General features: G+C 44.1%; 23 protein-coding genes. 9 read left to right on the top strand and 14 right to left on the bottom strand.

Annotation, left to right across the window (positions count from 1 at the left end; translation table 11 throughout):
* Window positions 1-253: 253 nt before the first annotated feature.
* The 4 genes from P2W71_RS07070 to P2W71_RS07055 form a co-directional block, all read right to left on the bottom strand.
* Window positions 254-1,519: a VCBS repeat-containing protein gene (locus P2W71_RS07070; protein WP_276368833.1), complete on the bottom strand. Its 1,266-nt coding sequence runs from the start codon at window positions 1,517-1,519 to the stop codon at window positions 254-256.
* 79 nt (window positions 1,520-1,598) lie between these two features.
* Window positions 1,599-3,920: a PQQ-binding-like beta-propeller repeat protein gene (locus P2W71_RS07065; RefSeq protein ID WP_276368831.1), complete on the bottom strand. Its 2,322-nt coding sequence runs from the start codon at window positions 3,918-3,920 to the stop codon at window positions 1,599-1,601.
* A gap of 52 nt (window positions 3,921-3,972) precedes the next feature.
* Window positions 3,973-4,863, bottom strand: coding sequence for a sugar phosphate isomerase/epimerase family protein (locus P2W71_RS07060; protein WP_276368829.1), 891 nt, complete (start codon window positions 4,861-4,863; stop codon window positions 3,973-3,975).
* 198 nt (window positions 4,864-5,061) lie between these two features.
* Window positions 5,062-7,776, bottom strand: a complete 2,715-nt coding sequence (locus P2W71_RS07055; protein WP_276368826.1) for a tetratricopeptide repeat protein — start codon at window positions 7,774-7,776, stop codon at window positions 5,062-5,064.
* A 276-nt stretch (window positions 7,777-8,052) separates the two neighbouring features.
* Here P2W71_RS07055 and P2W71_RS07050 point away from each other — a divergent pair, with 276 nt between their 5' ends.
* From P2W71_RS07050 to P2W71_RS07040, 3 genes are all read left to right on the top strand, one after another.
* Window positions 8,053-8,361, top strand: a complete 309-nt coding sequence (locus P2W71_RS07050) for a hypothetical protein (protein WP_276368824.1) — start codon at window positions 8,053-8,055, stop codon at window positions 8,359-8,361.
* Window positions 8,362-8,483: 122 nt separating this feature from the next.
* Window positions 8,484-8,945, top strand: a complete 462-nt coding sequence (locus P2W71_RS07045) for a DUF4268 domain-containing protein (RefSeq protein WP_276368822.1) — start codon at window positions 8,484-8,486, stop codon at window positions 8,943-8,945.
* Window positions 8,946-9,065: 120 nt separating this feature from the next.
* The gene (locus tag P2W71_RS07040; protein WP_276368819.1) at window positions 9,066-9,629 is read left to right on the top strand and encodes a GAF domain-containing protein; all 564 of its coding nucleotides are present in this window, start codon (window positions 9,066-9,068) and stop codon (window positions 9,627-9,629) included.
* A gap of 129 nt (window positions 9,630-9,758) precedes the next feature.
* On the opposite strand, the gene P2W71_RS07035 is transcribed toward P2W71_RS07040, so the two are convergent.
* From P2W71_RS07035 to P2W71_RS07025, 3 genes are all read right to left on the bottom strand, one after another.
* Entirely contained in the window at window positions 9,759-10,814 is a 1,056-nt protein-coding gene (locus P2W71_RS07035) for a hypothetical protein (protein WP_276368817.1), read from the bottom strand.
* Between the two features lie 145 nt (window positions 10,815-10,959).
* On the bottom strand, window positions 10,960-13,041 hold the full coding sequence (locus tag P2W71_RS07030; RefSeq protein ID WP_276368815.1) for a tetratricopeptide repeat-containing sensor histidine kinase: 2,082 nt from the start codon (window positions 13,039-13,041) through the stop codon (window positions 10,960-10,962).
* Between the two features lie 18 nt (window positions 13,042-13,059).
* Entirely contained in the window at window positions 13,060-13,728 is a 669-nt protein-coding gene (locus tag P2W71_RS07025) for a response regulator transcription factor (protein WP_276368813.1), read from the bottom strand.
* Window positions 13,729-13,999: 271 nt separating this feature from the next.
* Between P2W71_RS07025 and P2W71_RS07020 the strand changes: the two genes are divergently transcribed.
* Both P2W71_RS07020 and P2W71_RS07015 read left to right on the top strand, forming a co-directional pair.
* Entirely contained in the window at window positions 14,000-14,455 is a 456-nt protein-coding gene (locus P2W71_RS07020; RefSeq protein ID WP_276368811.1) for a GxxExxY protein, read from the top strand.
* A gap of 225 nt (window positions 14,456-14,680) precedes the next feature.
* Entirely contained in the window at window positions 14,681-15,508 is an 828-nt protein-coding gene (locus tag P2W71_RS07015; protein ID WP_276368808.1) for a ThuA domain-containing protein, read from the top strand.
* Between the two features lie 139 nt (window positions 15,509-15,647).
* Here the strand turns inward: P2W71_RS07015 and P2W71_RS07010 are convergent, their stop codons facing one another.
* Together P2W71_RS07010 and P2W71_RS07005 are read right to left on the bottom strand one after the other, a co-directional pair.
* A complete protein-coding gene (locus P2W71_RS07010; protein ID WP_276368806.1) occupies window positions 15,648-15,878 on the bottom strand; it encodes a hypothetical protein in 231 nt (76 codons plus the stop codon).
* A 78-nt stretch (window positions 15,879-15,956) separates the two neighbouring features.
* Complete coding sequence (locus P2W71_RS07005; RefSeq protein ID WP_276368804.1) at window positions 15,957-16,517, bottom strand: hypothetical protein; 561 nt, start codon at window positions 16,515-16,517, stop codon at window positions 15,957-15,959.
* A gap of 271 nt (window positions 16,518-16,788) precedes the next feature.
* Between P2W71_RS07005 and P2W71_RS07000 the strand changes: the two genes are divergently transcribed.
* Window positions 16,789-17,796 (top strand): WYL domain-containing protein, encoded by a 1,008-nt coding sequence (locus P2W71_RS07000; RefSeq protein WP_276368802.1) that lies wholly within the window; start codon window positions 16,789-16,791, stop codon window positions 17,794-17,796.
* Between the two features lie 57 nt (window positions 17,797-17,853).
* Here the strand turns inward: P2W71_RS07000 and P2W71_RS06995 are convergent, their stop codons facing one another.
* Entirely contained in the window at window positions 17,854-18,966 is a 1,113-nt protein-coding gene (locus P2W71_RS06995) for a YCF48-related protein (protein WP_276368800.1), read from the bottom strand.
* Between the two features lie 184 nt (window positions 18,967-19,150).
* Between P2W71_RS06995 and P2W71_RS06990 the strand changes: the two genes are divergently transcribed.
* Together P2W71_RS06990 and P2W71_RS06985 are read left to right on the top strand one after the other, a co-directional pair.
* Window positions 19,151-20,047 carry an NmrA family NAD(P)-binding protein gene (locus P2W71_RS06990; protein ID WP_276368798.1) on the top strand — a complete coding sequence of 299 codons (897 nt, stop codon included), beginning with the start codon at window positions 19,151-19,153 and terminating at the stop codon, window positions 20,045-20,047.
* Between the two features lie 19 nt (window positions 20,048-20,066).
* On the top strand, window positions 20,067-20,981 hold the full coding sequence (locus P2W71_RS06985; RefSeq protein ID WP_276368796.1) for a response regulator transcription factor: 915 nt from the start codon (window positions 20,067-20,069) through the stop codon (window positions 20,979-20,981).
* Between the two features lie 88 nt (window positions 20,982-21,069).
* Here the strand turns inward: P2W71_RS06985 and P2W71_RS06980 are convergent, their stop codons facing one another.
* Window positions 21,070-21,288, bottom strand: coding sequence for a hypothetical protein (locus tag P2W71_RS06980; RefSeq protein ID WP_276368794.1), 219 nt, complete (start codon window positions 21,286-21,288; stop codon window positions 21,070-21,072).
* On the opposite strand from P2W71_RS06980, the gene P2W71_RS06975 reads away from it, so the two are divergent.
* Window positions 21,287-22,054: a hypothetical protein gene (locus tag P2W71_RS06975; RefSeq protein WP_276368792.1), complete on the top strand. Its 768-nt coding sequence runs from the start codon at window positions 21,287-21,289 to the stop codon at window positions 22,052-22,054. The two genes, P2W71_RS06980 and P2W71_RS06975, sit on opposite strands and share 2 nt — an antisense overlap.
* Before the next feature lie 118 nt (window positions 22,055-22,172).
* Here P2W71_RS06975 and P2W71_RS06970 read toward each other — a convergent pair whose 3' ends face one another.
* From P2W71_RS06970 to P2W71_RS06960, 3 genes are all read right to left on the bottom strand, one after another.
* Entirely contained in the window at window positions 22,173-22,643 is a 471-nt protein-coding gene (locus tag P2W71_RS06970; protein ID WP_276368789.1) for a hypothetical protein, read from the bottom strand.
* Window positions 22,644-22,647: 4 nt separating this feature from the next.
* Window positions 22,648-23,277 carry a class I SAM-dependent methyltransferase gene (locus P2W71_RS06965; RefSeq protein ID WP_276368787.1) on the bottom strand — a complete coding sequence of 210 codons (630 nt, stop codon included), beginning with the start codon at window positions 23,275-23,277 and terminating at the stop codon, window positions 22,648-22,650.
* A 134-nt stretch (window positions 23,278-23,411) separates the two neighbouring features.
* Window positions 23,412-24,557, bottom strand: a complete 1,146-nt coding sequence (locus P2W71_RS06960; RefSeq protein ID WP_276368785.1) for a helix-turn-helix domain-containing protein — start codon at window positions 24,555-24,557, stop codon at window positions 23,412-23,414.
* Between the last annotated feature and the right edge of the window lie 98 nt (window positions 24,558-24,655).

Here is a 24,655-nt window from a genome sequence, read left to right as displayed (position 1 = left end):
TTTTTCTTTCAAGATAAATAGAAACGTTATAAAATCCGAAGGAAAATCGCAGTACTAAGTGATCATAATATTACAACCCAACCTATTCGTTAGACCGAGCGCTTGACCTACGTGGCATGACTGAATACCAATTTCATGAAGAAAACAATATCAAAAGAATTTCATACGATCTGAGGCCCTGCGAGACAATTGCCAGGTGTAACTGAAATCCTCAACCACGAAGCCGTTGCCACACTATTCAGCAAAGCACATTTTATTTCTGCGTAAAAATTCGTGTCCCTTTTTTATTCGAGGTAACGATATCTGTTTTGCCATCTTTGTTAAAATCTTCAAACCATATCTGGGTTCCAGATGCGGAGTCTTCATCAATTACATGCGTCTGCATTTGAACTTTCCCTTTTCCAATTTTTTCCGGACGAACATATAAGATCACGGCAGCATCGAATTCGCCTGGATCTTTGCCGAGATGCGCGAGGTATCGTTTGCCAGTCACATATTCTAACACACCGTCTTTGTCAAGATCGGTAGCAGCAATTGAATGAAGCTGAGAATATGCCATCGATATTTCACGCTTTATAAAATTAATTTCCTTTCCTTTTTTCTGATTTTCAAACCACCACAGGCCGTAACGGTGAGCAGATGAGCCGATAATATCATTGTCGCCATCACCGTCAAAATCATTCACGTGCATGTGCGAAAAAGTTAACCCGCGTCCTTCTACGTCCGCCAGCGAATCGAGCGGAACTGCATGGAATCTCCATTTCGTGTTGTCCCGATTTGCTGATAGGTTTTCATACCAACCTTTTGCCGTTAGAATATCTTGCTTTCCGTCTTTATTAACATCGCCAATGCCCAGTCCGTGCCCCATACCCCCTGGCGCAAAATAAATCGTCTCGCGATATTTAACGGAGTAGGTAAGCGTATCAGGGTGGCCAATTACATTCGCCTTCCACAATTGTGTGGGGTCATCAGGAATTGAAAACCAGCTTAAGGTGTATTTATTATTTCCGATTTGGTTACCAGCAAGTATTACGGGTTTTCCGTCACTGAAAATATCAACCATCTGCGGACTTTCATTATGAAATAATTCGATTGCTAAATATTCTTGCCATAAATTATTAAACTTCCCTGCTGGATTACGATACCAATAACATGGACCGCCTTGTGTATTCATCGTGATTACATCAAGCCATCCGTCTCTATCAATGTCTTTCACAAAGTTGGCAATGGATCTTGCATAATAACTCGCACCAGAACCTCTCGGTCTGGTTGGATCCGGCATCATGCCATAGTAAAGGCCAAGGGGTCTTATTTCATATCGTTTCCAATCAGGTGCCTTATACCAAACGTCCCCGGCAATGATATCCATTAATCCGTCGCGGTCAATGTCACCGGTGGTAACTCCCTCCGACACATAGGTGGAATCGATGACAACTTTATCGAATGAAATTTTTTTGGTTTGGCTGTACGCCGTGTTCAGGCTAACCAACAGATAAATACTGGAAAGGAATATTTTCATAGACTCGAGTGTTGAGGTTCGAAGTGTTGGAGTTACTAAACCGAATTTATAGCGGTATAAATGAAATGATAGTCTCATGTTACTTATTATCGTTATTAGGTAAAGTATACACATAATATGCGCCACCTTTTTTTGCGTTTTTTGCCATAGCCTCTTTTTGTTCTTCGGTTAGATTCCAGCCTTCAACTTGTGGTGTTGTGGCATTCACGACAATAAATATACGGCCATCAACTTCATACATGGAAGGCATGGTAGCAATACCCAAAGGTGTTTGTCCTGTCCATAATATTTCACCATTGGATGCATCGTAAGCATATATCTTACCGTTAGTAACGGTCGCAAAGAGTAAACCATTTGACGTAACGATGATCCCGTTTCGTTGTGACCCGGTAGGCACACCGGTATTGTTAAAACCTTTGGCCACAGCCTGCGGCTCTTCTCCTAAAGGTTTCGTCCATTGTATGTTGCCCGTATTCATATCATACGCAGTTATACTGGACCACGGCGGATTTAAAATAAAAGGTCTTCCTAATCCATAATCAGTATAATATCGTTCCGCTGGAACCTTAACGCCTGCGGGGTATGCATTACCGCCCATACTGAAAGCGACAGTAGATCGAGTTGCTACTTCTCCCGGCGCTCCTCCGGCAGCTACCACTGGGCCCGAGATCTTCACTTCTTCTAATTTTTGTGTGGTTGCTACCCCGGTAGATTTTTCCTTCAGATACGCCGTTATATTGGAAACGTCTGCGTCACTGATGTGCTGGACTGGTGGCATCCTTCCTATACCTTGCATGACAACTTCGTGAATTGTTGTTTCGTTCAATTTTGGACCGAGTCCAAGTAACGATGGCGCAGCGCCAGTACCCGACAAATCTTTACCATGACATGTCTGGCAAAAGGCTTCGTATGCAACTTTCCCTTTTACAATAGCCTGCTGCGATTCAAACCTTGCCAAAAAACGAGCTGGTATTGGTGGGGGCTTGAGTGCTAATTTATAGAATGATGGATAATCCTGCGTGAGTACATAGACAAGACCTTTTTCAGGATTCGATGCCGTGTTTCCCCAGTTAGCACCGCCCACTGCCCCTGGCATTGCAATGGTTTCGATGGCCGACGGCGGCGTAAACAAACCTTTTCTTGCTTTTGCTACCCTCTCTTTCCATTCCTTTAATTCCTGGTCGCTTAAAAATATCGGGCTAATGTCATCTTCTGTAACGGTCTGCCTATTGAACGGTTTTAACACCGTGGGGAAGGGCTGTGTAGGCCAGGCTTTTTCGTCTGGCATGTCGCTGGGAGGTACAGGTCGTTCTTCGATTGGCCATAGCGGATTTCCATTAGTTCTGTCGAAAGCAAACATGAATCCCTGTTTGGTGGCAATAGCCACAGCATCGATATTTTTTCCATCGTGATTCACGCGGATGAGTTGGGGCGCAGCCGTAAGGTCGTAGTCCCACAAGTCGTGATGAACGGTCTGGTAATGCCAAATGCGTTTTCCTGTTTTTGCATCCAATGCCAGCAGACAGTTGCCAAATAAATTTGCGCCATGCCTGTCGGCGCCATAATAATCATACGTTGGCGAGCCAAGGGGTACATAAGCGATGCCACTTTTTTCATCGACTGTAATTTCACCCCAACAATTCACACCTCCGATATATTTGTAAGCATCTGGTGGCCAGGTGTCGTAGCCATATTCGCCAGGTTGAGGAATTGTATTGAATTTCCATTCCAGTTTGCCGGTAATTACATTGTATGCTCTCACATGCCCAGGTGTCGACAAGTAAGACTCACCTGGCGATGACCCAAGGATAATGATGTCTTTGTAAACTGTGCCGGGAGTGTGAGAAGCAATTCTGCCGATTTGTTCAGGGTCGATGCCGAGATTCTGCCGCAGATCTACGGCGCCATCTTTGCCAAAGTTAAGTATAGCCTTACCGGTAACGGCATCAATTGCCTGCAGACTGTTCCGCAATGTAAACAACAATCTTCGATCTGAACGGTCCGCATTTTCCCAGTAGGTAATACCTCGTCGACTGATACCATTGAGGTTGGCGTGAATCCAAATTTCCTTACCGGTAACAGCATTTAGCGCCACGAGCGAATTGTCTTTTGCCATCACGTACATCACACTGTCAACGATAATTGGATTGCATTGATAATCGCGTTCATCTCCGGTGGCGTAAGACCACGCTACTTCAAGTTGGTTGACGTTCTCCTTTGTAATCTGATCCTGGATAAAATATTTGGATTGGTCGGGGCCACTGCCATACCCTTGCCAGGTGCGGTATGCTTTATCATCCACATTTTTGCAAGCTGGCAGCAGGATCGCAGATAGTGCCGTTAGAAAAAGCAGACGAAACCGGTTAAGCCCATCGCTTCTTTTCATTAGAATAAAGGTCATCCGTGAATTAAATTAAAAGTTGGTTGGTACAGATTACTCTAGAGCCGGAGGCCTAGAGATAAGTTTTTATTTTGGAAATCATCCAATCGGCGATGGCCTCTTCATTTTCCTTGATGGGTTCCCTGCTCCATTGCTCAACAGAATAAATTCCTTTGAATCCACTGTCCACGCATATTTTCATACAATGATCGAAATCAAATGAAACGTGGTTCAACTTTTCATCGAATGCCATCGTCTTAGCAGACACCTGATAGGCGAACGGCATTATTTTTTTAAGTGCATCATATCGCACGGCCTTATCATAGTTTCCGAAATCCGGCAACGTATAAATGTTTTTTCCTACCTCGCGCACAATCTGTAGATGGATGTCAGGATCCATCTCCATACCAAAATGATTTTCCACCATCAGTATAAGTCCTTTGGATTGACATGCCTGATTGATAGTCTTCAGCGAGTTTATGGCATGACCAACTTCTCCATTTCCCGGGTTAACTCTAAAAGCACCAGACCCTAAAAAATGTGCTGCGTCAAGCCACCTTAGTGCAAGGTCAAGACTTTTTTTTCTGACTGATTCATCGGGAGAACCTATTTGATAATCTTCATCGAACTGAATATTGACAAGCTTGCTTTTACTTTTTGAAAGCGCAGCTTTAAGATCTTTCAGATAATTTTGATCGAGTGATTCAAAATGTTTACTCCAGAATTCTACTTGGCTAAGTTTAAACCTGTCCCTAAAATATTCAGGAATTTGATCAAGGGTTAACGGAGCAGATTTATAAGAGACGTCGCTGGATTTTGTTTGAACAAACCGTTCTCTGAAATTAACCGTCGACATTGTAAGACGATCGGCGACCTTATTATGTAATGAAATGCCAAAGGCCGGGCGCACCATTAAACCGGCGGCCATTAGTCCTAGCGTTTTTTGAAAGTTTCTTCTGTTCATGGTATTCTAATATTAAGAATGTCTTAGAATCTTTTTTGAAAGATTACAGCAGTGTCTAATTTAGAAGTATAATTGGTTACAGGTGCTTTTGTTGATAAACAAACCCAATGGAATAGGCAATCTCCGTGGCAATTGTTAACAGACAAAATAACACGTTGCTCCGTGAGGCTTGATGATCAACATGGAGTTCTGAACGGGTCAGACAAGATTTTCTTCAGAACTTAGAGGCAAAATAACCCTGAACATAGAACCCTTATTCGGTTGAGAAATTGCTTCCACAGAGCCATGGAGCACTTCAACCTGCGTCTTGATCAGGTATAGGCCCACACCACGACCTCCAACATGCGCATGGAAGCGTCTGTAAAGTTTAAAGACTTTTTCGTGGTTCAGTTCAATATTAAACCCAAGACCATTGTCGGCAATTTCTAAAATCGCTCTTCCATCCTGGGTACGACTGGTAGCTTTCACTTTCAATTTTCTTTCCGGCGATCTGAATTTGATGGCATTGCTTAATAAGTTGTACAAAATATTCTTCAGCAAACTTCGTACAGTCGTAATTTCAGGTAGTGCTTCAAAGTTTATGGAGATCTCTTCATTGCCGGTAAGGTTGTCCTTTAGAAGGCCGACGGTCTGATACCATTCATCTTCAAGGCTAACGATTTCCCGATGATGCTGAGGTTCGTTCCGGAGCTCGAGTATCCTGATCAAATCATTGACAATCTGATCGAGTTCAAGCGCCGTCTCACCGATAAAATCTGTTAATTGCTTTGCTTGGTCTGGGATGTTTTCTTTCTCAGCCAAATCTGCAAGACCTAACAACCTTGCCACGGGCCCGCGAAGGTTATGTGAAACAGTATAGGAAAACTGAAACAGCTCATTGTTTTTCTTAATCAATTCCGCATTGATTTTTCTCAGCTCGACCGTTTTATCCGCTACAATTTTCTCGAGACCGCGGTTCATCTCCAATATGCTCTGATTGCTTTCAGATAATTTATCGGTCTGTAGCTGAATTTCTTTTTTCTGTTCAGACACTTCATTATACAGACGATTCAGTTCATTGTTAACCTCCTGGAGTTTGTCTGCCTGTGCCTGTATTCTCGTGTTTTTTTCGACAATAGAAACGTTCAACGTTTTAATCCGGTAATAGAAACGGTAATAAACCAGTGCGAGAAAGCCTAGCATTAAAAGACCAATCAAACCTCCGATGAGTAAGATTGATTGTTGTTTCAGTTTATCGTCCTGAAGCTGGATCTTATTTTCTGCAAGTAATTTATCCTGCTGCAATATCCGGATGTCCCGATTTCGTTGTTCGATCTCTTGTATTTTTTCGAGATTCACAAATCTTCGGGCGACATCACTTCCACGCAGGGAATCTTTCAGTTGATTTGCCAGCATCGAAAAATGCAGCGCCTCTTCGAAACGATTCTGAGTAGCCAACAGATCTCTGCGGGTATTATAATTAGCTACCATCACTTCGTTCGATCCTATTCGTTTCGCATATTCTTCCGATTTGTTTAAAAACGATACCGCATTTTTTAAATCACCCAATTTAAAACACGCATGTCCCCTGCCCCAGTAAGCCCATGCAAGAACATAGTTGTTGGGATTCCCCTCTGCCAACTGAATACTTTCTGTATAAAGCTTAAGGGCTTCCGCATATTTTTCACGCTGCAATTCCAGATAACCAATATGCATCAACGTTTCGCTTTTGCCCTGAACACTCCCAAACTCGTGATATATCTGGACCACGGAATCCAGGCATGCCCGTGACTGCGAATATTTTTTTAAATCAGTAAGGGTTACGCCTTTCAAAGTAAGACCGTTTGCCAGATCGCCCCTGAGCAGTTTTTTCGGACTCAAACGCATGGCTTCGTTTACCATCAACAGCGCCTGCTCCGGGTTACCCAAATAATGATTAACCCACCCGATTTGAATACGAATGATGGTAGATTCAGCATCGAAGTGATGAAGCTGACTTAGTTTCAATGCATCATAAAGATTATTCAAAGCAAGTTCATAGTCACCTCTTTCAGAAAAGATTGTACCTAGATCGATCAGTAATGTAACATACTTACGAAACAGGCTTTTCTGCATAAAGTAGTTTCGCGCCGAGTCGAATAAAACCGATGCTTGATCAAACGCACCTTTTTGAAATAAAATCAGCGCCTCAATACGGCGAATGTCATTTCTGTTCTCATCGTCTTCCGGCCGGCTGCTTAAAATCTTCTTTGCTTCGATAACCAACGCCTGGGCTGGGGAAAATTCCCCCAACATCAGCATCGTATTGGCTTTCACTACAAGTGCTTCGATAAGCAGTGCTTTATCGGGTAACAATCTGCGGATTCGGATTGCCCGATCCAAATAGATTTGTTGTGAGTCGGGTTGATAACGTTGACCATATAAAGCACTGATATTTCGGTAAAGTTTGGAAAGTGTTGCCGGATCGGTACTATCTTTAAAAATTTCCCGGCTTTGTTTAAAGAAAATGAGTGCAGAATCCATCTGTACCTCTTCAAGACTGCAGTTGCCAAGTTGGAGGAAAATATATCCACGGAGAGGTTTGTCCCCCGCCCGCGTGGCTAATTGTAATCCATGATTAAGATCACGATGCCCTTCCTGGAGTTGACCCGTTAAATATTCAAAGACACCACGGTATGTATAGGCGCGGGCTTCACCGGAAAGATAATCGATACTTTTACTGAGCGCCAGGGCTTGTTTGTTGTAGGCGATAACTTTTTCGTTATCATGGGTGATGAGTTTATAAGTAAGGGCATTGAGAAGATCTACTTTCTGCTTTCCAGTGACTTTATCAAGCCGTTGTTCAAGGCTATCGGCAGACTTTATTTGCGCAAAAATACTACAGGAAATAAAACCTGAAATCAATAAAACAATGCATGTTTTACGGGTACACATCCTGCAGGGTGAGAATTTCAACAAAAATAACTTGATTCTGGTTCTTTTTACCTTCAGAAAACAAATGTTCGGCTAGCGAACGCTTGAAATGTCGGAAAAGGCCGTCTTTGCAATGCAACAAGTACTCATTATTTCCTGTTGCCATAGTTAGAGCGGCAGTAACCCTTTCCGGACCCTATTATCGTTGCGTGTGGAGCATCTTAAATACTTCCGTTATTCCGGGATGCAGGTACATGTCGGGTGGATGCCGCTATTTGACTTTTCCATAATGACTTTATGAATATGAAATTTCACCCGCAGCGACCAGAAATATGCGATGCCATTAGAAACAAGCAGCAGATAGCGTTCCTTTATCACGGGAAACTAAGAAAGGGAAATCCGCAGTGTTATGGTATCAACAAAAAGGGTAAAGAAGCATTACGCGTCCATCTGGTTGAAGGCGGTAGCCGGCCGGAGCAGATGTTTTTATTGGATGATGCCCTTGACTTCAAAATCCAAAACGAACACTTTGTACGTCCCGGTCCAAATTATCATAAAGGTGATAAAGACATGGTACACATCTTTTGTGAATTGGATGACGATTAGCTACCGATTCCCAGGTCAGGGGAAAGGACAGAAGGTCCCGTAGGGATATGATATCGGTAGCATCAATCCTAAAGAAAGCCGAAGTCCCGTAAGGATGTGATATTGATCGCTATCTTGGCACCATGTTTACCCGGGAGCAAGCATCGCTTATCAAGCAGGAATTCTGGACCACCTTTGGAAAATACATGAGTCCAATACCGTCGGCAGAGGGTAATAGGATTAATTGGGTAAACTATCATACGCGGGTCAAGAATGTTTATTTCCGTATGGACGCTGGTGCAAAGTCGGCTATGATTTACATTGCCATTCAACATGCTGATCCCGGAATTCAGGAATTGTATTTTGAGCAATTCCTGGAATTGAAAGAACTTCTTCATGCTACGTTGCAGGAAGAATGGGAATGGCAGTTGCATACACCCACTGCGGATGGAAATGTGACCACCAGAATCTACAAAGAAATTTCAGACGTCTCGGTTTTTAATAAAGATCAGTGGCCCGAACTGATTTCATTTTTTAAGCAAAGAATTATTGCGTTGGACAGCTTCTGGGAAAACGCAAAACATACTTTTCATGCGTTGCATTAGAGACGACTGGTCTGATCTCAATATTTTACGCTAATAGTTCATTGGAGCGTTGGACTATAACAAGTTACCTTATTCAGCCAATGTACGGACTGTGTAACGAACAGCCTCCGCATACAAAAAATGGTTTTAGATATCGTCATCAGTGAAGCCGAATTTTTTTACATTCGTAGTATGAGCATGTACGAACACGCCAGTGACCGGGCAACGAAGATGATTGACGAGGGGATAGAAACAGAAGTAATCCTTGCCTATCTCACATCTGCTGCAGAGATGGCCGCTGGCAGTGGTACTGTGTCATCCATTCTGCTATTGGACAAAGACGGCTTGCTTCGAAATGGCGCTTCGCCCAGACTTCCTTCCGACTATTTAAAAGCTATTGATGGTTTAAAGCCACACGCTAAAGTTGGAACCTGCGCCGCAGCTGCTGCAACCGGCCAGATGGTAATCACTGAAAATTTTATTGACGACAATAAATGGGCGGAACTGCGGCATCTTCCACTCGCCCTTGGATTTAAAGGAGCGTGGAGTATGCCTATATTAGATACAAGCGGTAAGGTCCTTGGCACCTTCGGAACCTATTTTATAGAAAGGCGTGTCCCCTCCGACAACGAAATAAAAGGAGTTCAACTCCTGGCCAAAACTGTAGCGACAGTACTAACAGTAGGAGAAACTCACAAAAACTAGCTAGCTAAAGAAGGACAAGTTCTTCAATCAATCCCGCGGCCCGATTTCTAAAGAAACACCGGAGCCGTAACCCTCCGGTGTCTATATTCCAACTTTACAGACAACGATCAGAAAATTCCTCGTGCGATCTTAAAGTGATTTCAGAAATTCATCGGTATGGTACGTCATGAATTTATTGGCAGCGGCATAGACGCCCTCACTGTATTTCACAGGATCTACATTTACAATCTTGGCATTTTTTGTTTTATCGTTCCGTACGCTATAGAATGTTCCGTAGATCGTCGCTGTCCCTGCCGACGTTCCGCCACGCGCATAGCTTGTAACCTTTTCATCATCCAGCACGCCGAGAATAGCAAGTGGTCTTGAGAGCGTCCCCTGGTACACCGATGTCGCACCTGCTCCAGCTTTACCATGGTAGAAAGAGACGTCACTCACTACCATTGTAATGGTGTTCTGGCCTTTCATTTTGATCTTCGCATCAGATGTCATGGTCACGGCCTCACGACCAATCAGGCGAAGGGAAGTCTTCACTTTTACTTTGGCACCATTGCCTTTAAAACCATCTTGTTCTGAGATAAAAAGTACGGTAAGGTCAACCGTACCAACAATGGCATCGCCTAATTCTTTGGAAAGCTTGGGGTACATCATCGCCTGATTGCCCAGAAATCCGCCTTTCTTAGACTTGCCATCCTTGTTCACATCTTTAACAAAAAATTCATAACCTGTCGGTGAACAACTCATCACCCCCGGGATCTCAGCCATGGTGACGGCCCCACCTTTTATACGCATGAAGCCATCATAGCTGTCCGTTTTAGCGGCTTCGTCCGCGGTGATAATGTTAAGCCCTTTTGCTTCCAGTTTGGCGATATAATCTTTGTATAGCTTATCCGTTATTTCCTGAACGGTCTTCTCATCCAATCCTTCTAGCCCGACAGAAACTTCTGCCAATGCATCCCCACGCATGCCGCCCCCCATCATCGCGCCACCTTGCCGATAGTCTTGTTTCTCATTGTACACCTGGAAATTGACGTCAAAGCCCGCAATGTAGATACGGTTGGTCTTAGACTTCGCGATCTTATTGAGTCCATACGAAGTGTCGGTAGGTTTAAATTCCCCTAATGATTGTGCCCATACGCTCACGACCATCATGCTAAGCATGATCGCAGCAAAAAATCTGTTTGTCATACAATTGGTTTAAGGTTTCACTTTACTGTTTGGTAAGTAAAGGTCCCGCTAATGTGGGGTAGACGAAATACCGCCCCGCCTGGATTTTGATATACCCACCAACACGGATATAGGCTTATCAGGATGTCAGCCGAGACGGAGTTTGTCAGGCCAGATGTTTTGTATGACTGTTTTCATTTTCAACGGACTGCTCTCTTGAGGTCGCTTTAACGCCAATCGCTCTGATCGTGAAGCTCGTGCCATGACGTTGGGGATCAGAGTCAATATGAACACTTCCTTTGATAAGGTTCATTCGCGACTGAATATTTTTCCAGCCATTTCCCATGCCAGTATAGAGCGTCTGAACATTGAAACCTTTGCCATCGTCTTCAATCATGATAACCAGTTCATCGTCATGGCCTGTGAGTTGTATCTCTACTTTGGAAGCGTGGGCATACTTTAAAATGTTATTGGTCCATTCCTGAATTACGCGGTAAAGCGAGATCTCCTCCAGTTCCCTAAGCCTGCCAGGGAAATCAAAAGCTGTCACCGAAAAAAATGTTTTGCCCGACGCATTGAGTCTGGTTACCATTTCCTCCACCGCTGGTTTCAATCCATAATGAATCAGCGTGTAGGGCATCAGATTGAAAGCAATACTCCGGAATTCATGATTGATATCCTTCATGATGCGATCACTTCGCTCCAGGACTTCAACCTTTTGCGCATCCGTTCTAGCCTCGTGTATCTCTGACAAGGCGAGCTTCAGGGAGGATATCCATTGACCCATTCCATCATGAAGATCACGCGCGAATCGTTTACGTTCGTTTTCCTGCGATTCTATAGAAGCTCTGATATATGCCTCCCGCAATGCGATCTCACCTTCCTTCCTTACCACTTCCTCTTTTCGGCGCTGACGGCTGCGCAGGAGCATAAAAACAACGGCCGATAGCGCCAGCGTTACAACCAGTGCGGCGATAACGATGAAGTCCCTTTCAATCCGCAACTCCTTTTCCGACAGAGCCGCGGCCTGCGCCGCTATTTGTTGCTCCTTCTTGGCTGTCTCATATTGCACCTGCAAGGCAGCGATCTCCTTGCGACCGGATTCATTCAACAGTGAATCCTGGATCATGGCATAGTTCACATGCGATTCGAGACTTTTTTTCCAATTGCCCTGCTGCTTGTAGTGCTCATAAAGATTCAGGTAAATCTTTCCTTTTTCAGGCAGGATGCTTTTCTTATTCGCAGAATCAAGACCTTCAAGCAAATACTTTTCTCCCATCCTATAGTTTCCCATCCGGGTATGGATGCGGCCCATCATGTTCAAGCTGGAAATCATCCCCGAAAAATCGCCAGTCTTTTTACGCAGGGCCAGCGCTTTTTCTGAATAATAAAGCGCACTGTCATTTCTATTTTCAAGTGTATAGATCTCTGAAAGGTTATTCAGTGCAATAGCTTTGCTCCCTGGGTCAGCATTCTCTGGCAAGAGCCCAATGGCCCGTTGATAATTCACTTTGGCGGGACGATAGTCATGCTTCCTGAAGTTAACGTTTCCAATATTGATCAGGGTAATACCCATCTGATGCGCATTATTGGTTCGCTGATGGATATCAAATGCCCGCTGATAATATTCCAGTGCCTTATCGATGTGCAGTTGCTGTTCATACACAGCGGCGACATTATTCAACGCCTGGGCTATGCCTTGTGGCATGTTCAGTGCTTCGTAAGACCTTAAGGCGTCTAGCTGAAAGCGCAAGGCTTCATTATAGTTTCCTGCCCTGAAATGAGCACCGCCGAGTTTCAGCTGTAAACTGGCCACCCGCGGACTATCCTTTAATTCCATGCGAAGGCTAAGCGCTGACGACCAATACGACAACGCAGCTTGGAAATCGCTGCGGTCATAATAAATAAATGCAGCATCACTATAGACCTGTGCGAGTCCTGTTTTAAATCCAAGTTTTTTCCCCAGCGTTATTCCTTCTTCACCAAATCGTAACGCAGAATCCTGGTTGATAAAACGATATTCATAACAAAGGTCTGCATAGGCAAGGACGCCTAACGTGTCGCTTTTGTGAAGGCTGGCTACCCGCGCGAGACTATCCAGCCGCGGTGCTGATGTCTGCGCGACCGATAAACTAAAGGTGATCGATAACAGGAGGAACGAAGAGAGGGATTTAACTTGCGCCATCGTCAGGTAGGTAAATACTTTACCATGAATATGGAGAATCTCCGTATGGAAAAGAAACGTCACGAAGAAAATTGGTTAGTGTCATATAAGGTTATTGGCATAAGCGAACTTGATCAAACCGACCAGTGAGTTCGTTCCTGTCTTCCGGAAAATATTTTTTCTGTGCGTCTCGACGGTCCTTTCGCTGATGAATAGTTCTTCCGCGATGTTCTTGTTGGAATATTCCTTTGCAATCAGTTTAACGATCTCACGTTCACGATCTGTGAGCAACTTTCCTTCATCAGGATTCTGGAGATTTTGTATTAGCATGCGATTCACCTCACTGCTCAGAAACACCTTTCCGTTCATAACGTCGTCGATGGCCAGAAGCAAGTCCTGGTGAGAATCGTTCTTCAGTATAAAGGCATTGACCCCCGCCTTCAGAATTTCCTTGACGAGGTGAATTTCATTGTGCATACTCAGTACAACGATGCGCATATCTGGCCTTATCCGTTTAACTGTATGGATAAGTGACAACCCGTCCATTCCAGGCAGGTTAAAATCCGTGATGAGTAAATCGGCGTCCTGAGTCTCCAGATATTTCAAGGTTTCTTCCGCTGACAAAAAAGATCGGTCAACGCGAAGATGCTGTTCTTTTTCCAGGAGGCTTTTGATGCCGTCGAGTAAAATGGCGTGGTCGTCAACGAGAATGATCCGTGTCAGGTTCAATCGCTTTGGTTTGAAGAATTTAAAAATACCTGCGTTTTCCATAACGTACAAATAAAGGGAAAGAACGGTGAGTGGGGTATCCGTGGTGGTGGGTAATTCTGACGGGGATTGAGGGGATTTGGGGGATTGAACTTTGATTGATGCATTGATAATGTGTTGGGATGATTAAGAGGCGTGTCAGCGCTGAGTATGTATTTTTGATAAATAATGTGTTGTTTGAGCTACTTAAAAATATCTGCATTCCTTGTCAAAGTACTGGGAATGGGGCATTTGGGAAATAAAGTTTGATTGATGATTTTGATGATGCGCTCGGATGATTAAGAGGGGTGCAGTATTGAAAACTCCGGAAAATTGTGGGGGATTGGCCTTAGTTATCGTGTTTTATGTATACCTGTATGCGGATGTCACCGAAAAAATTATCGGGGCTTCTATGAAGATTCATCGTTATCTGGGAAATGGATTTCATGAAGTTATTTACCAAAGATGTCTTGAAATCGAATTGAAAAAACTCGGATTCAATTTTGAAAGAGAAAAAGAACAGACCGTTTTCTATGAAGAGGTCCTGGTGGGTACCAAAAGAGTTGACTTTCCCGTTGAAGAAAAGTTTTTGGTTGAATTAAAGGCGACTACGCAACTTGAAAATGTTCACCTCGCTCAAGCTATTAATTACCTAGAAGCTTTCGAACTTGAAGTAGCCTTGCTTATCAACTTCGGGGCTACATCTTTGCAATATCGAAGGCTTCAGAATAAGTATAGGGTACCAAAATAAGACTGGTATTATAGGGATTTTTGAGATTGACTTTGATTGGTCGCTGGGATTAATGAACTTTTGAGATTGACTTGGACTGGGTGGTAGGATGGTTGGGAGAATCAAGACGGGTCGCGGTGAATATTGAGAGTCGCCTCAAAACCAAGAACAGCCAATCAAAGAAATCCCTTCAATCAATAAATCCCCGTCAAATCCTTTCATCAATAAATCCCAGTTCAGACTATTATGCGGATCAAAAACCTTCCAATACTTCAAATACTTTTCTTCCTTTCGCTGGTCATCGACCTACATGGGCAAACTACACCTGAGAAGTCGTTTCGGGTGATTGGGTTCTTCACTGCGCAACATGATCCTGCGCACATTAGCTTCGTTCATGAAGCAAACAAATGGTTTTGGGAACAAGGGCAAAAAAATAATTTCCAGTATGACTCTACCAATGACTGGAGCAATTTAAAAGCGGATGTTTTGAAAAAATATGATGTCGTGTTATTCCTGGATACGCGACCGGAAGATTCCGTACAGCGGGCAGCTTTTCAAACATACATGGAGCAAGGGGGGGCATGGATGGGATTTCACTTTGCGGCATTCGCCTTAACGCCATCAATTTATCCGCAGAATTGGGATTGGTATCACGAAAAACTCCTCGGTTCCGGACAATACAAGGGAAATACTTGGAGACCAACCAGGGCTAAACTCAAGGTGGAATTAAAACATCAGGCAACGGATGGACTACCTAAAATATTTCAGGCAGCCCCCAATGAGTGGTATAGTTGGCAGAATGATCTCGCGAAAAACAAAGACATACGGATATTGCTATCCATCGATTCATCCAGTTTTCCACTGGGCACCGGTCCGAAAGCTCACGAGATCTGGCACGAAGGTTATTATCCGGTAGTATGGACCAACAAGAAATTTAACATGTTGTATTTTAACATGGGACATAACGACATGGATTATGGTGGAACTAACAAGGCACTGTCATCATCATTCTCCAGCGAGGCGCAAAATAAGTTGATCATGAATGGCTTACGCTGGTTGGCGGAGAAAAAATAGGACGGGGATTATCGAAGAAATCAATCAAGAAAACCCGCCAATCCATAAATCCCAGTAAAAAGAAGCGTCACGCTCTCTGGCGTGACGCAGATGTCATATTGACTCATTTTCTTAAAGAAATTAGTGATTTTTCCGTATGTTACTCTACCTCGTTTTCAGGTAAATTTTCAGATTCTACCGCAGTTTGACTTACTGCTGTCATTACAGCGCCTGCTACTGAAACATAGCCAGCGATGGAAAGAACAACTGCAGGGAGTGCTACCGGTGCAGTAAGCAACGTGCCGCCGGCTGCAGCTAACGCAATGCCTACTGTTCTTAAGACCCTGAAAAATTTAGGCGTTGGTGCCTTCATTCTTTTAATGATACTCATAAATTGAAATTTAAGTTTAACATAGTTTTAATTTTGACGCAAGGATGCCAAAGGTTGAAGACCTTGAAGTCGCTGATTTTACAGCACCCGTTCCAATGTCGATTCTTTACCTTCTCTGTCACGCGCCACCAGCACGAGTTTCGTTCCTGCAACCTGGGGATTAGCCACCGTTGCGACGTAACGCCACTTGAGCTCAATGGCTTCTGCCTTACCTGACTCCAATACAGTGCCATCAGCGCGTAAAACAGTGACCTTGATTTCTGTGATCTTGTAAAGGATCTTAGACGTCATCGTAAACATGTCGCCGACTTTACCAGTGTAGGCCCTGGTGTGTACACCGCCTATCTCAGGTTGACTGAGAAAATCAGTCAGTGCCGCAACATAAGCGCTTTTCAAACCCTGAAGCGCGGCCATAATTTTATAGTCCTGCCCCACTTGTGGATTTGCAATCGCCGCAGCTGCGTACTGCGAAGCTTCTGCAAACTTATTTCGCACCTGCGTTTGTCGTTCAGACGGTGCTACGGAAGTAAGCGTACGTTTGGCAAAAACAGTTTTGCCGTCTACTTGGCGGAACGTAATGTCCTCGCCGAACTTGCCACTAAATCCCTTAGTGACAACGTTGTTTTTAATTTTACCCATTGTAATTTTTTTTAAATGTTAAATAAATAGTTTTAAATTTTTATCACCTGCAGGATGATGTTACAAATGTATGTCGGCACACCGCATGGCATCTGCGGAGTAAAAAATAATGAAAGATTTTTTCTTCTTTTTTTACAACTGCCTGATCCTCAGCGAAAAGATTTTTTTAGGCGCTATTGGCGAATAAAAAACAGCGTGGAATAAGCCATCCCTAAAAAAATATGTCAAAAAAATGATTGCTTGAAACTATCTTACATAAAATTTACCAGTTATGCCCGCCGGAAGAAATCCATTTCTGCGTTATAAAATCATAAACGCATGCATCACCAATAAGAAAAAGCCCTATCCCACAATCGATGATTTTAAAACGGCACTGGCAAAGCATGACATTACTGTCGGACAACGGGCGATCGAGAACGATCTCGAAGCCATGCGCTACGATAAAAGCCTGGGTTATCATGCCCCCATTGCTTATTCCAAAAAGTTTAAAGGATATCATTATACCGACCCTGACTACACGATCGACAAGCTTCCCCTGACTGAAGATGAATTGGAAGCTTTTGAACTCATAGTGGAGTCCTTTAAACGCTTTCGGGGAGCGGAGGTATTGAACCAGGTAGAGGGCATGTTCGACAAGCTTGATAAAGTAGTCATGCAACAGGTCAAGCCGAAAAAGTCTTCCATCGATTATCCCGTTGTGGATTTTGAAAAGATGCCATACTCAAAAGGCATTGAACACTTTGACAAACTTTACCAGGCGATCATCAAGCAACAACCTATCGTGATTGCGTATAAAAAATTTGATGAACTTACCGTCAATGAACATGTATTCCATCCCTACTTACTGAAGGAATATAAATTCAGGTGGTATGTACTTGGGTATAGCGAACGCCGCCGCGGTAAATTGATCCTGGCACTCGACCGGATTGAAAATATCACAAATAAGAAAATTCCTTTCAAGCCCTATAAAGGTATAGATGTGCAAAAGTATTTCGATCATACCATAGGCGTCACGATAAATACCACGGGAGTAAAAGAAATACGCTTATGGGTTTCACCGTCTCAAAGCAATTATCTGAAAACGCAACATCTCCATGCTACACAACAAATCATTTCCGATGACAACAGTGGAATGATCCTCTCCCTGCAGCTCATTCCAAACTATGAACTATTACAAACGCTGCTCGCATACGGCCCTGAAGTAAAGGTGTTAGAGCCTTCATCGCTAAAAGAACAGATGAAAGAGATGGTCAGTAAAACGATGCGCCTGTACCAATAGTCTGATCGATCCTCCAAACAAAATCAGAACACGACTAAAAAATCCCCCGTTAATACTTTAGTCTATTTTCAGCTTCCCGATCTTTCCGTTGTTTCCACTGAAGAACACAGCATTACCGTTCTTTGCTTTTCGACAGGCATGGAAGCTATCGGAAGAAATCCTCCTCCAGTTAATACCTTCGTCATCGGAAAGATCAACACCATTCAAACCACACGTGACCAACATTTTGTCAGATGCGAATTCAACACATGAACGATATCCACCTGGCGAGGTGCGGGGCTTAGTCCACGACTTTCCTTCATCCTTGCTAATGAAACAATTTCTGTCACGCAATGAATCCACGGTAAAATCTCCACCGACAGCAATCCAAAGATCAGGCTTGTTGGTGATGCGTGATCTGCGTATGGCGATGGAGTTTGCTCCGGTTGAAGACTTGCTCTTGTCGAATGGCATTTCATACGATCCATGGTCAGATACCAGGCGTGAAGTTTTTCCACCTGAAACAAAAAAGTATTTTCCCGCAGCTACTAACCTCACATTGGTCCCGCTTGAAGCAAAGCAGCCTTCGGTGCTGTCTGATGCAGCATACCTATTGTCAGCTTCTTTCCAGCTCTTCCCGCCATCAGCAGTATGCGCGATAAAAAACTTTTTATTCACTGCGTCGCCTATCACAGTTCCATGAATGTCATCGACAAAGTCCATCGCATCCAGAAACATTCCGTCTAATTTATTTTCATATACTAAAATCCAATGCTTTCCCCCATCTGTAGTGCGGAGAATGTGGGCCGGTGCTGCTATGGCAATAATCACTGCGGTGTTCTGATCAAAGGCTTCGATGTCCCTGAAGTCGCGACTTTCGTATCCCGGCACTGTCATCCACGACCATGTTTTGCCACCATCAATACTTTTCCCAACGGTCCCTTTGCTCCCGCTGACCCACACGATGTTGTCATTCACAACGCTCAATCCCCGCAGACTAACAGGTCGATTGTCGTGAAGGATTTCTATTTGTTGGGCCATTGTGCTCCCTAACGCCATGCATAACAATAGCGGGAACATCATGCGCAAGAAACAAGAAAGGAACATAGCTTTAGCGTTACACTGTGTCCTGAAAATAAGACTTTCATCGTTGATATGATTTTTTTTACGAGGGAAATTTTTTCCATGCATGTTAACTTTTTAACTAGCTCAGTCTCTCATTGCCAGGGCTTTTTTAGATGGTCCGTTTCCTCCACCATCTTTAGGCTTCCAAACTCATTGCTTGTGATGCGCAGCTTTGACTACAACAACCACAGATTCGACTACATCGGTGTCCTGGGCGCGTTCCACCTTTGTGGTATCAAAAAACACGAATATGAAAATTACAATAACAGGATCATTAGGACACATCGGAAAACCACTAACCCAGACGTTGGTAAAAGAAGGACATGCCGTGACCGTGATCACCAGCAAGTCTGAAAGACAAAAAGACATTGAAGCACTCGGCGCCGTGCCAGCCGTCGGCACACTGGAAGACGTTGATTTCCTGGCAGCCGCTTTTGCAGGTACCGACGCCGTGTATACCATGGTGCCTCCGGCAAATTACTTCGACCATAGCGTCGATGTCATACCGTATTTTCATAGGCTTGGTCAACATTATGCAGCGGCGATTCAACGGTCTGGCGTAAAGCGCGTGGTGAACCTCAGCACCATTGGTGGCGAGATGGAAAAAGGCTCAGGCCTTTTACTTGGCGCGCACCAGGTAGAGAAAATACTGGACGCACTTCCGGATGTCATCGTAACACAAATGCGACCCACCGCTTTCTATTATAACTTGTATGCCTATGCAGGCACCATAAAAAAGGATGGCATTATCGCCACAAATTATGGGACAAAGCTAGTGCCCTGGGTTTCACCGCTCGACATCGCAGCAGCGGTTGCTGAAGAACTGACCCGACCCGTCGCCGCGCAAAAAGTACGCTACGTGGCAAGCGAAGAACTTACCGGTGCCGAGGTAGCTAGCATTTTAGGAAAGGCCATTGGAAAGCCGGATCTTCGATGGGTAATCATCACCGATGATGAAATGCAGCATGGCCTGGAGGCTGTCGGCATGAACCCAACATCGGCGGCAGGTCTGGTGGAGATGTACGCCAGCTTGCAAAATGGAGAATTGTCGGCAGACTATTTCCGCCACAGACCCACCATCATGGGGAAGGTTAAGATGGCGGATTTCGCCAAAGAATTTGCCGCGATAATAAAACAAAATATATAATCCATTCTACCTTCACATCATGAAGCCGCGCCGGTTTAAGACGATAAGCGAATTTCACCAGTTCAGAAATTTACCAAAACCAGAACATCCACTGGTCAGCGTGATTAACCTGGAGGAGGTCAAACGGTTATCACCTGGTGAAACAAGCCTGGTGTTGGATTTTTATTCCATTGCACTGAAAAGAAATTATAACGCCATACTTAAATACGGTCAGCAGGAATATGACTTCAATGAAGGTATCATGTTCTTTATTTCGCCAGGTCAGGTTTTCAGGATTGAGGCGGCAGAAAATATATCGTTACAACACTCGGGCTGGATGCTGCTGATCCATCCCGATTTTTTATGGAACACGCCACTCGCCAAAACCATCCGGCAATATGAATACTTCGATTACTCCGTCAACGAGGCGCTGTTCCTTTCCGAGAAAGAAGAAATAACGATTACGGGAATCATGCAAAACATTCACCAGGAGTATCGCGCCAACATCGACAAGTTCACACAAAATGTGATCATTGCGCAGCTCGAACTACTCTTGGCCTATTCCGAAAGATTCTACCATCGTCAGTTCATTACCAGGAAGATAACGAACCATAAGATACTGGATCGCCTTGAAAATATTTTGTCAGACTATTTTAACGGTGAGGCTATCGTACAAAAAGGGTTGCCAACGGTCCAATACGTTGCAGATGCATTGAATGTATCGCCAAGCTATTTAAGCGGACTGCTGCGGCACTTAACAGGACAGAGTACGCAGCAACATATCCATGACAAGCTTATTGTAAAAGCGAAAGAAAGATTATCCACCACTGTCCTATCCGTAAGTGAGATCGCTTATGAATTAGGTTTCGAACATCCGCAGTCGTTCAGTAAGTTGTTTAAAACAAAAACGAATGTTTCGCCACTGGAATTCCGGCAGTCGTTTTCTACCAATTGACTTCGTGCCGGCATCTGCTGCCAGACTGAAGCTGCACTGACGCAAGACTGATGATCTTGTCTTGATGAGCCCTGAGGGTCCAGGCTGGTCAATACGGTGTACGATTTACTTTCATGCCTGTTCCTTTTTTTACAATCATATAAAACAAGTCGCGCTTAATTTCGAAACGGAAGATTCGGATTAGTCTCCCCTGAAGAGCCTGATTGACGTTTAAGACTACCGGATTCTTTTTCTCAAAAGAATAAAAAGCAATGATAAATTTAACAACAGTAGGCCGGACATTTTTTTCATTTTCAATTATCGGCATGGCAACGCAGCAACTTTTTTACCCGGTGTTTCGGAATCTTTTTGTTCCTGAGACCCCATCATGGCTTGCAAATCCCGAAATATGGGTATACCTCTTTAGCCTGTTCCTCATTGGTTCGTCTGTCATGATTCTATTTGGCAAAAACAAAAACGTTCCACTGATATTAGGCCTGGTTTTTATTATCCTTTTCTTAATAGCACATGTGCCTTACAGGTTGAGTCAGGATCTGAATAACCTGGGTGTATGGACAATCGCTATCAAATGCCTGACATTTGCGGGTGGGGCATTCGTTGCAGCGGGGTGCATGTCCAGCGCTCAAGCGGAAAATGTCAATTCAGCCTGGGTTTCTTTTTCAGACACTTTGACACCTGTTGGAGCATTATTGTTTTCACTGATGCTGATTGCTTTTGGAACAGATCACTTTTTATATACAACAGGTGTATCACGCCTCGTACCGGAATGGATACCATTCAAAGTATTCTGGACATATTTCTCAGCCGTGGCACTAATAGGATCGGGCACGGCAATACTGTTTCGCATAAGACCGCAATTGATAGCAATCCTTGCGGGTATCATGATATTGATCTGGGTTTTCGTTTTGCATCTTCCCGGTGCACTTGCAGAACCGGAAACCGGGAGTAGCCACGCGCTCACAAGCACTTTTCACGCACTCGGATTTAGCGGCATTGCCTTCATGGTGGCCGGCCTGTTACGTCAGAAGCCTGAAGTTCTCAGCTACAAACGGGTATTCGGGGGCAAAAAGTAATCGATGCGATACGACGCTTTTTGTTACCGGGTGATGGAATTGCAGCAGGCCTCTTTCTACAGGTCGGTGCACCAAAAATTTGGCGAGCTGGCCGTACCATCAGCGTACAAGAACCGCTTCATTTCTTGTCGGGTACTGATATCAATTTTCTAAAGTCAGTTCTGCGGGCATATACAATAGATAACACCCCGGTGGCGAATTGCAATATGCCGGTAAACTCAAAAAAGAAATCATTCGGCAATTCATAGATGGAAGGATACAGGCGATTTAGAATTTGCACGGGAACACCCCCGAAGTAAAGAATATTTTTCACCAGGTGATTGTACCCTCCTTCATAGACTCCGATCGCTATTGCGCTCAGCCCAGCCGATAAAATAAAACATACCGAGCTGGTCTTGCGCAACAAGCTATTGCGTGACGCGAGCATTGTCCGATAACTTAAGATTAGGATGGCTAAGACCGGCACTGCTGCAAAAACAACATGGAGGCGAAAAGCATCTTTGTAAATGTTTGCGCCATACACATGATGAATGATGGTCATTATTAATGTTAACACCAAATGCAATAGTAATTTTCTAAGGTTATTCATACGACTAAATTGAAGCAACAAAAAATGAAATTCTTCCAAGGAAAAGATGCCTTTCTTTTCTTTCGCGGAGGAGTGTAAATCCGCATTGTTTAAGTAGTTGCGCATAGGCAGGTGAAGGATGAGCACTCCTGTTGGATCTCCCATGCTTATGCGGGTTCCAATGATCAAAATCGAGGAGGTTGAACAGACCACCAGGCTTCAAGACCCTACAAATCTCGGTTAATGTACGCACCTGTTCCTGCCGCGTTAAATGATGAAAAACGAAAGTGGAGAAAACCCGATGAAAGAAATGGTCGGGAAAATCAAGTTGATCAGCAAATCCTGATTTGATTTGAACGTTGGATGTTCTTCGTAATTTTCTTACTGCAAACCGGAGAGCGTTATCATCTGGATCGACACCAAATAAACATTCAAAAGGATAACCCTGCACGATCGCTTCCATGAGGGAACCAGTCCCACAACCCACGTCCAGCACATAATGATGCGAAGCAAGGTTCGCTTGTTTAAGGCATCGATCTCTGTAGGCGTCAATTCCAAACAACCGTGACAACGGATCATACAATGGCAAAAGCCAATGCTTCCCTGCCGGCGGCAGATAACTAATTTTTTCTTGGTGACTTAATTCTTTTTCCATTACAAAATGATTTGCTGCAAAGAGAGCAAGTCCATTCCAGATGGTATTGTAAAAGAAAGAATTGTAGTGTTAACAGCGGAAAGGAAAGTCATTTCCGCAAAAATCCATTTGCAGTCGTACTGGCCTCAGCTCCGTTACTCCATTTCCGAAAAGTGGACATACTTGCTGCACCCAGCCCCCATGGAAAGGAATTCCTGAGGAGTCCAGCCGGAAAATTCTTTAAAATCCTTTATGAAGTGTGCCTGGTCATGATACCGGTGATTGTACACGAGCGTTGCCCAATCAATTTCCCGTTTGAACGAATTCATATCTTCAATGACCTTGTTAAATCTGATAACCCGTTGAAAAAGCTTTGGCGTCATGCCGGTATGCCGTTTAAACAAAATTGTAAGATACTTCGACGAGTAGCCGGTCCGTTTGTTGATTTCATCCAATGAAAGATGCGAATGCTCTAGGAAAAATCGCACGAGCGGACCCGTCTGACTTCCATGTCGTGCCTCATTTTTGAAGTATTGAAACACACTTTCTGCTGCTTCATTCGGCGTTTCATGCGCGATGAGCCGGCGTAATAGCGATCCAAACGATGCATTAAATACTTCCTCAGCATAAACGGCTGGCCACGAAACCTTACTGTAATCCAAACCGGTAACCGTGAAGAGACCGCCAGGTTTAAACCGCACGTAAATGGTAACGCCTGTTTTTAATAACCGACTTGTTATCGGGATCTGCCGGAGTCCGATCAATGCCGTATGGATGATCCGGCTGCGATCCCTTTTCCAAATAAACTCGCGACCCGTTTCGCCGAACGTTATAATAAGTTGGGTTCCACCGTCGGGAAGGATGCGCTCAAACGGGCGATCCAGGTTATGATGTTTGCAATATACAACGCATTCTAAAGCATGATCAAGATCTACGGGTGGCCTAAAAAATTTTGCTGCATAGGGAACACGTTCAAGGGCCGAGGAGCTATTCCGTATGTTATCGATACGGCGCATACCAAGTCCGTTGCTTTTAAGCAACATAGACTTTTCTATCCGGTTATATTTGTTCGTCGTTTCACTAAAAACCTTCTCCTTGAAACATTCAGCCAGCAATTTCTTTTCGGAAAGCCCGAAATAACCAGCAGCCTTTAAGAGCACCCGGTTCTCCGGATTGATTTCATTTCGTTCAATCCTTGCCCAGACTGAAGCAGGCAATTCCAATACATTGGCCAGATCGTCCACTGACAAATTGGCCCTGTTTCTTAGCGTCCTCAAATATTCACCTAATCCAGCATTCACAGCCTTAAGTTTATAATCGTCGGAAGTTGCGCTTCATGAACGAAGTGCACGTCTCTCGCCAAAACCTTCATAACGAGATTTACCCATAGCCAAGCTAC

The sequence above is a fragment of the Chryseolinea sp. H1M3-3 genome (assembly GCF_029360725.1).
Classification (GTDB): Bacteria; Bacteroidota; Bacteroidia; order Cytophagales; family Cyclobacteriaceae; genus Chryseolinea.
This window is presented reverse-complemented; position numbering and strand designations above follow the sequence as displayed.

Coding starts and splice junctions, on each gene's coding strand:
- P2W71_RS07070 (WP_276368833.1), bottom strand. CDS start 1,519: ATGAAAATATTCCTTTCCAGTATTTATCTGTTGGTTAGCCTGAACACG.
- P2W71_RS07065 (WP_276368831.1), bottom strand. CDS start 3,920: ATGACCTTTATTCTAATGAAAAGAAGCGATGGGCTTAACCGGTTTCGT.
- P2W71_RS07060 (WP_276368829.1), bottom strand. CDS start 4,863: ATGAACAGAAGAAACTTTCAAAAAACGCTAGGACTAATGGCCGCCGGT.
- P2W71_RS07055 (WP_276368826.1), bottom strand. CDS start 7,776: ATGTGTACCCGTAAAACATGCATTGTTTTATTGATTTCAGGTTTTATT.
- P2W71_RS07050 (WP_276368824.1), top strand. CDS start 8,053: ATGAATATGAAATTTCACCCGCAGCGACCAGAAATATGCGATGCCATT.
- P2W71_RS07045 (WP_276368822.1), top strand. CDS start 8,484: ATGTTTACCCGGGAGCAAGCATCGCTTATCAAGCAGGAATTCTGGACC.
- P2W71_RS07040 (WP_276368819.1), top strand. CDS start 9,066: ATGGTTTTAGATATCGTCATCAGTGAAGCCGAATTTTTTTACATTCGT.
- P2W71_RS07035 (WP_276368817.1), bottom strand. CDS start 10,814: ATGACAAACAGATTTTTTGCTGCGATCATGCTTAGCATGATGGTCGTG.
- P2W71_RS07025 (WP_276368813.1), bottom strand. CDS start 13,728: ATGGAAAACGCAGGTATTTTTAAATTCTTCAAACCAAAGCGATTGAAC.
- P2W71_RS07020 (WP_276368811.1), top strand. CDS start 14,000: ATGATTAAGAGGGGTGCAGTATTGAAAACTCCGGAAAATTGTGGGGGA.
- P2W71_RS07015 (WP_276368808.1), top strand. CDS start 14,681: ATGCGGATCAAAAACCTTCCAATACTTCAAATACTTTTCTTCCTTTCG.
- P2W71_RS07010 (WP_276368806.1), bottom strand. CDS start 15,878: ATGAGTATCATTAAAAGAATGAAGGCACCAACGCCTAAATTTTTCAGG.
- P2W71_RS07005 (WP_276368804.1), bottom strand. CDS start 16,517: ATGGGTAAAATTAAAAACAACGTTGTCACTAAGGGATTTAGTGGCAAG.
- P2W71_RS07000 (WP_276368802.1), top strand. CDS start 16,789: ATGCCCGCCGGAAGAAATCCATTTCTGCGTTATAAAATCATAAACGCA.
- P2W71_RS06995 (WP_276368800.1), bottom strand. CDS start 18,966: ATGCATGGAAAAAATTTCCCTCGTAAAAAAAATCATATCAACGATGAA.
- P2W71_RS06990 (WP_276368798.1), top strand. CDS start 19,151: ATGAAAATTACAATAACAGGATCATTAGGACACATCGGAAAACCACTA.
- P2W71_RS06985 (WP_276368796.1), top strand. CDS start 20,067: ATGAAGCCGCGCCGGTTTAAGACGATAAGCGAATTTCACCAGTTCAGA.
- P2W71_RS06975 (WP_276368792.1), top strand. CDS start 21,287: ATGGCAACGCAGCAACTTTTTTACCCGGTGTTTCGGAATCTTTTTGTT.
- P2W71_RS06980 (WP_276368794.1), bottom strand. CDS start 21,288: ATGCCGATAATTGAAAATGAAAAAAATGTCCGGCCTACTGTTGTTAAA.
- P2W71_RS06970 (WP_276368789.1), bottom strand. CDS start 22,643: ATGAATAACCTTAGAAAATTACTATTGCATTTGGTGTTAACATTAATA.
- P2W71_RS06965 (WP_276368787.1), bottom strand. CDS start 23,277: ATGGAAAAAGAATTAAGTCACCAAGAAAAAATTAGTTATCTGCCGCCG.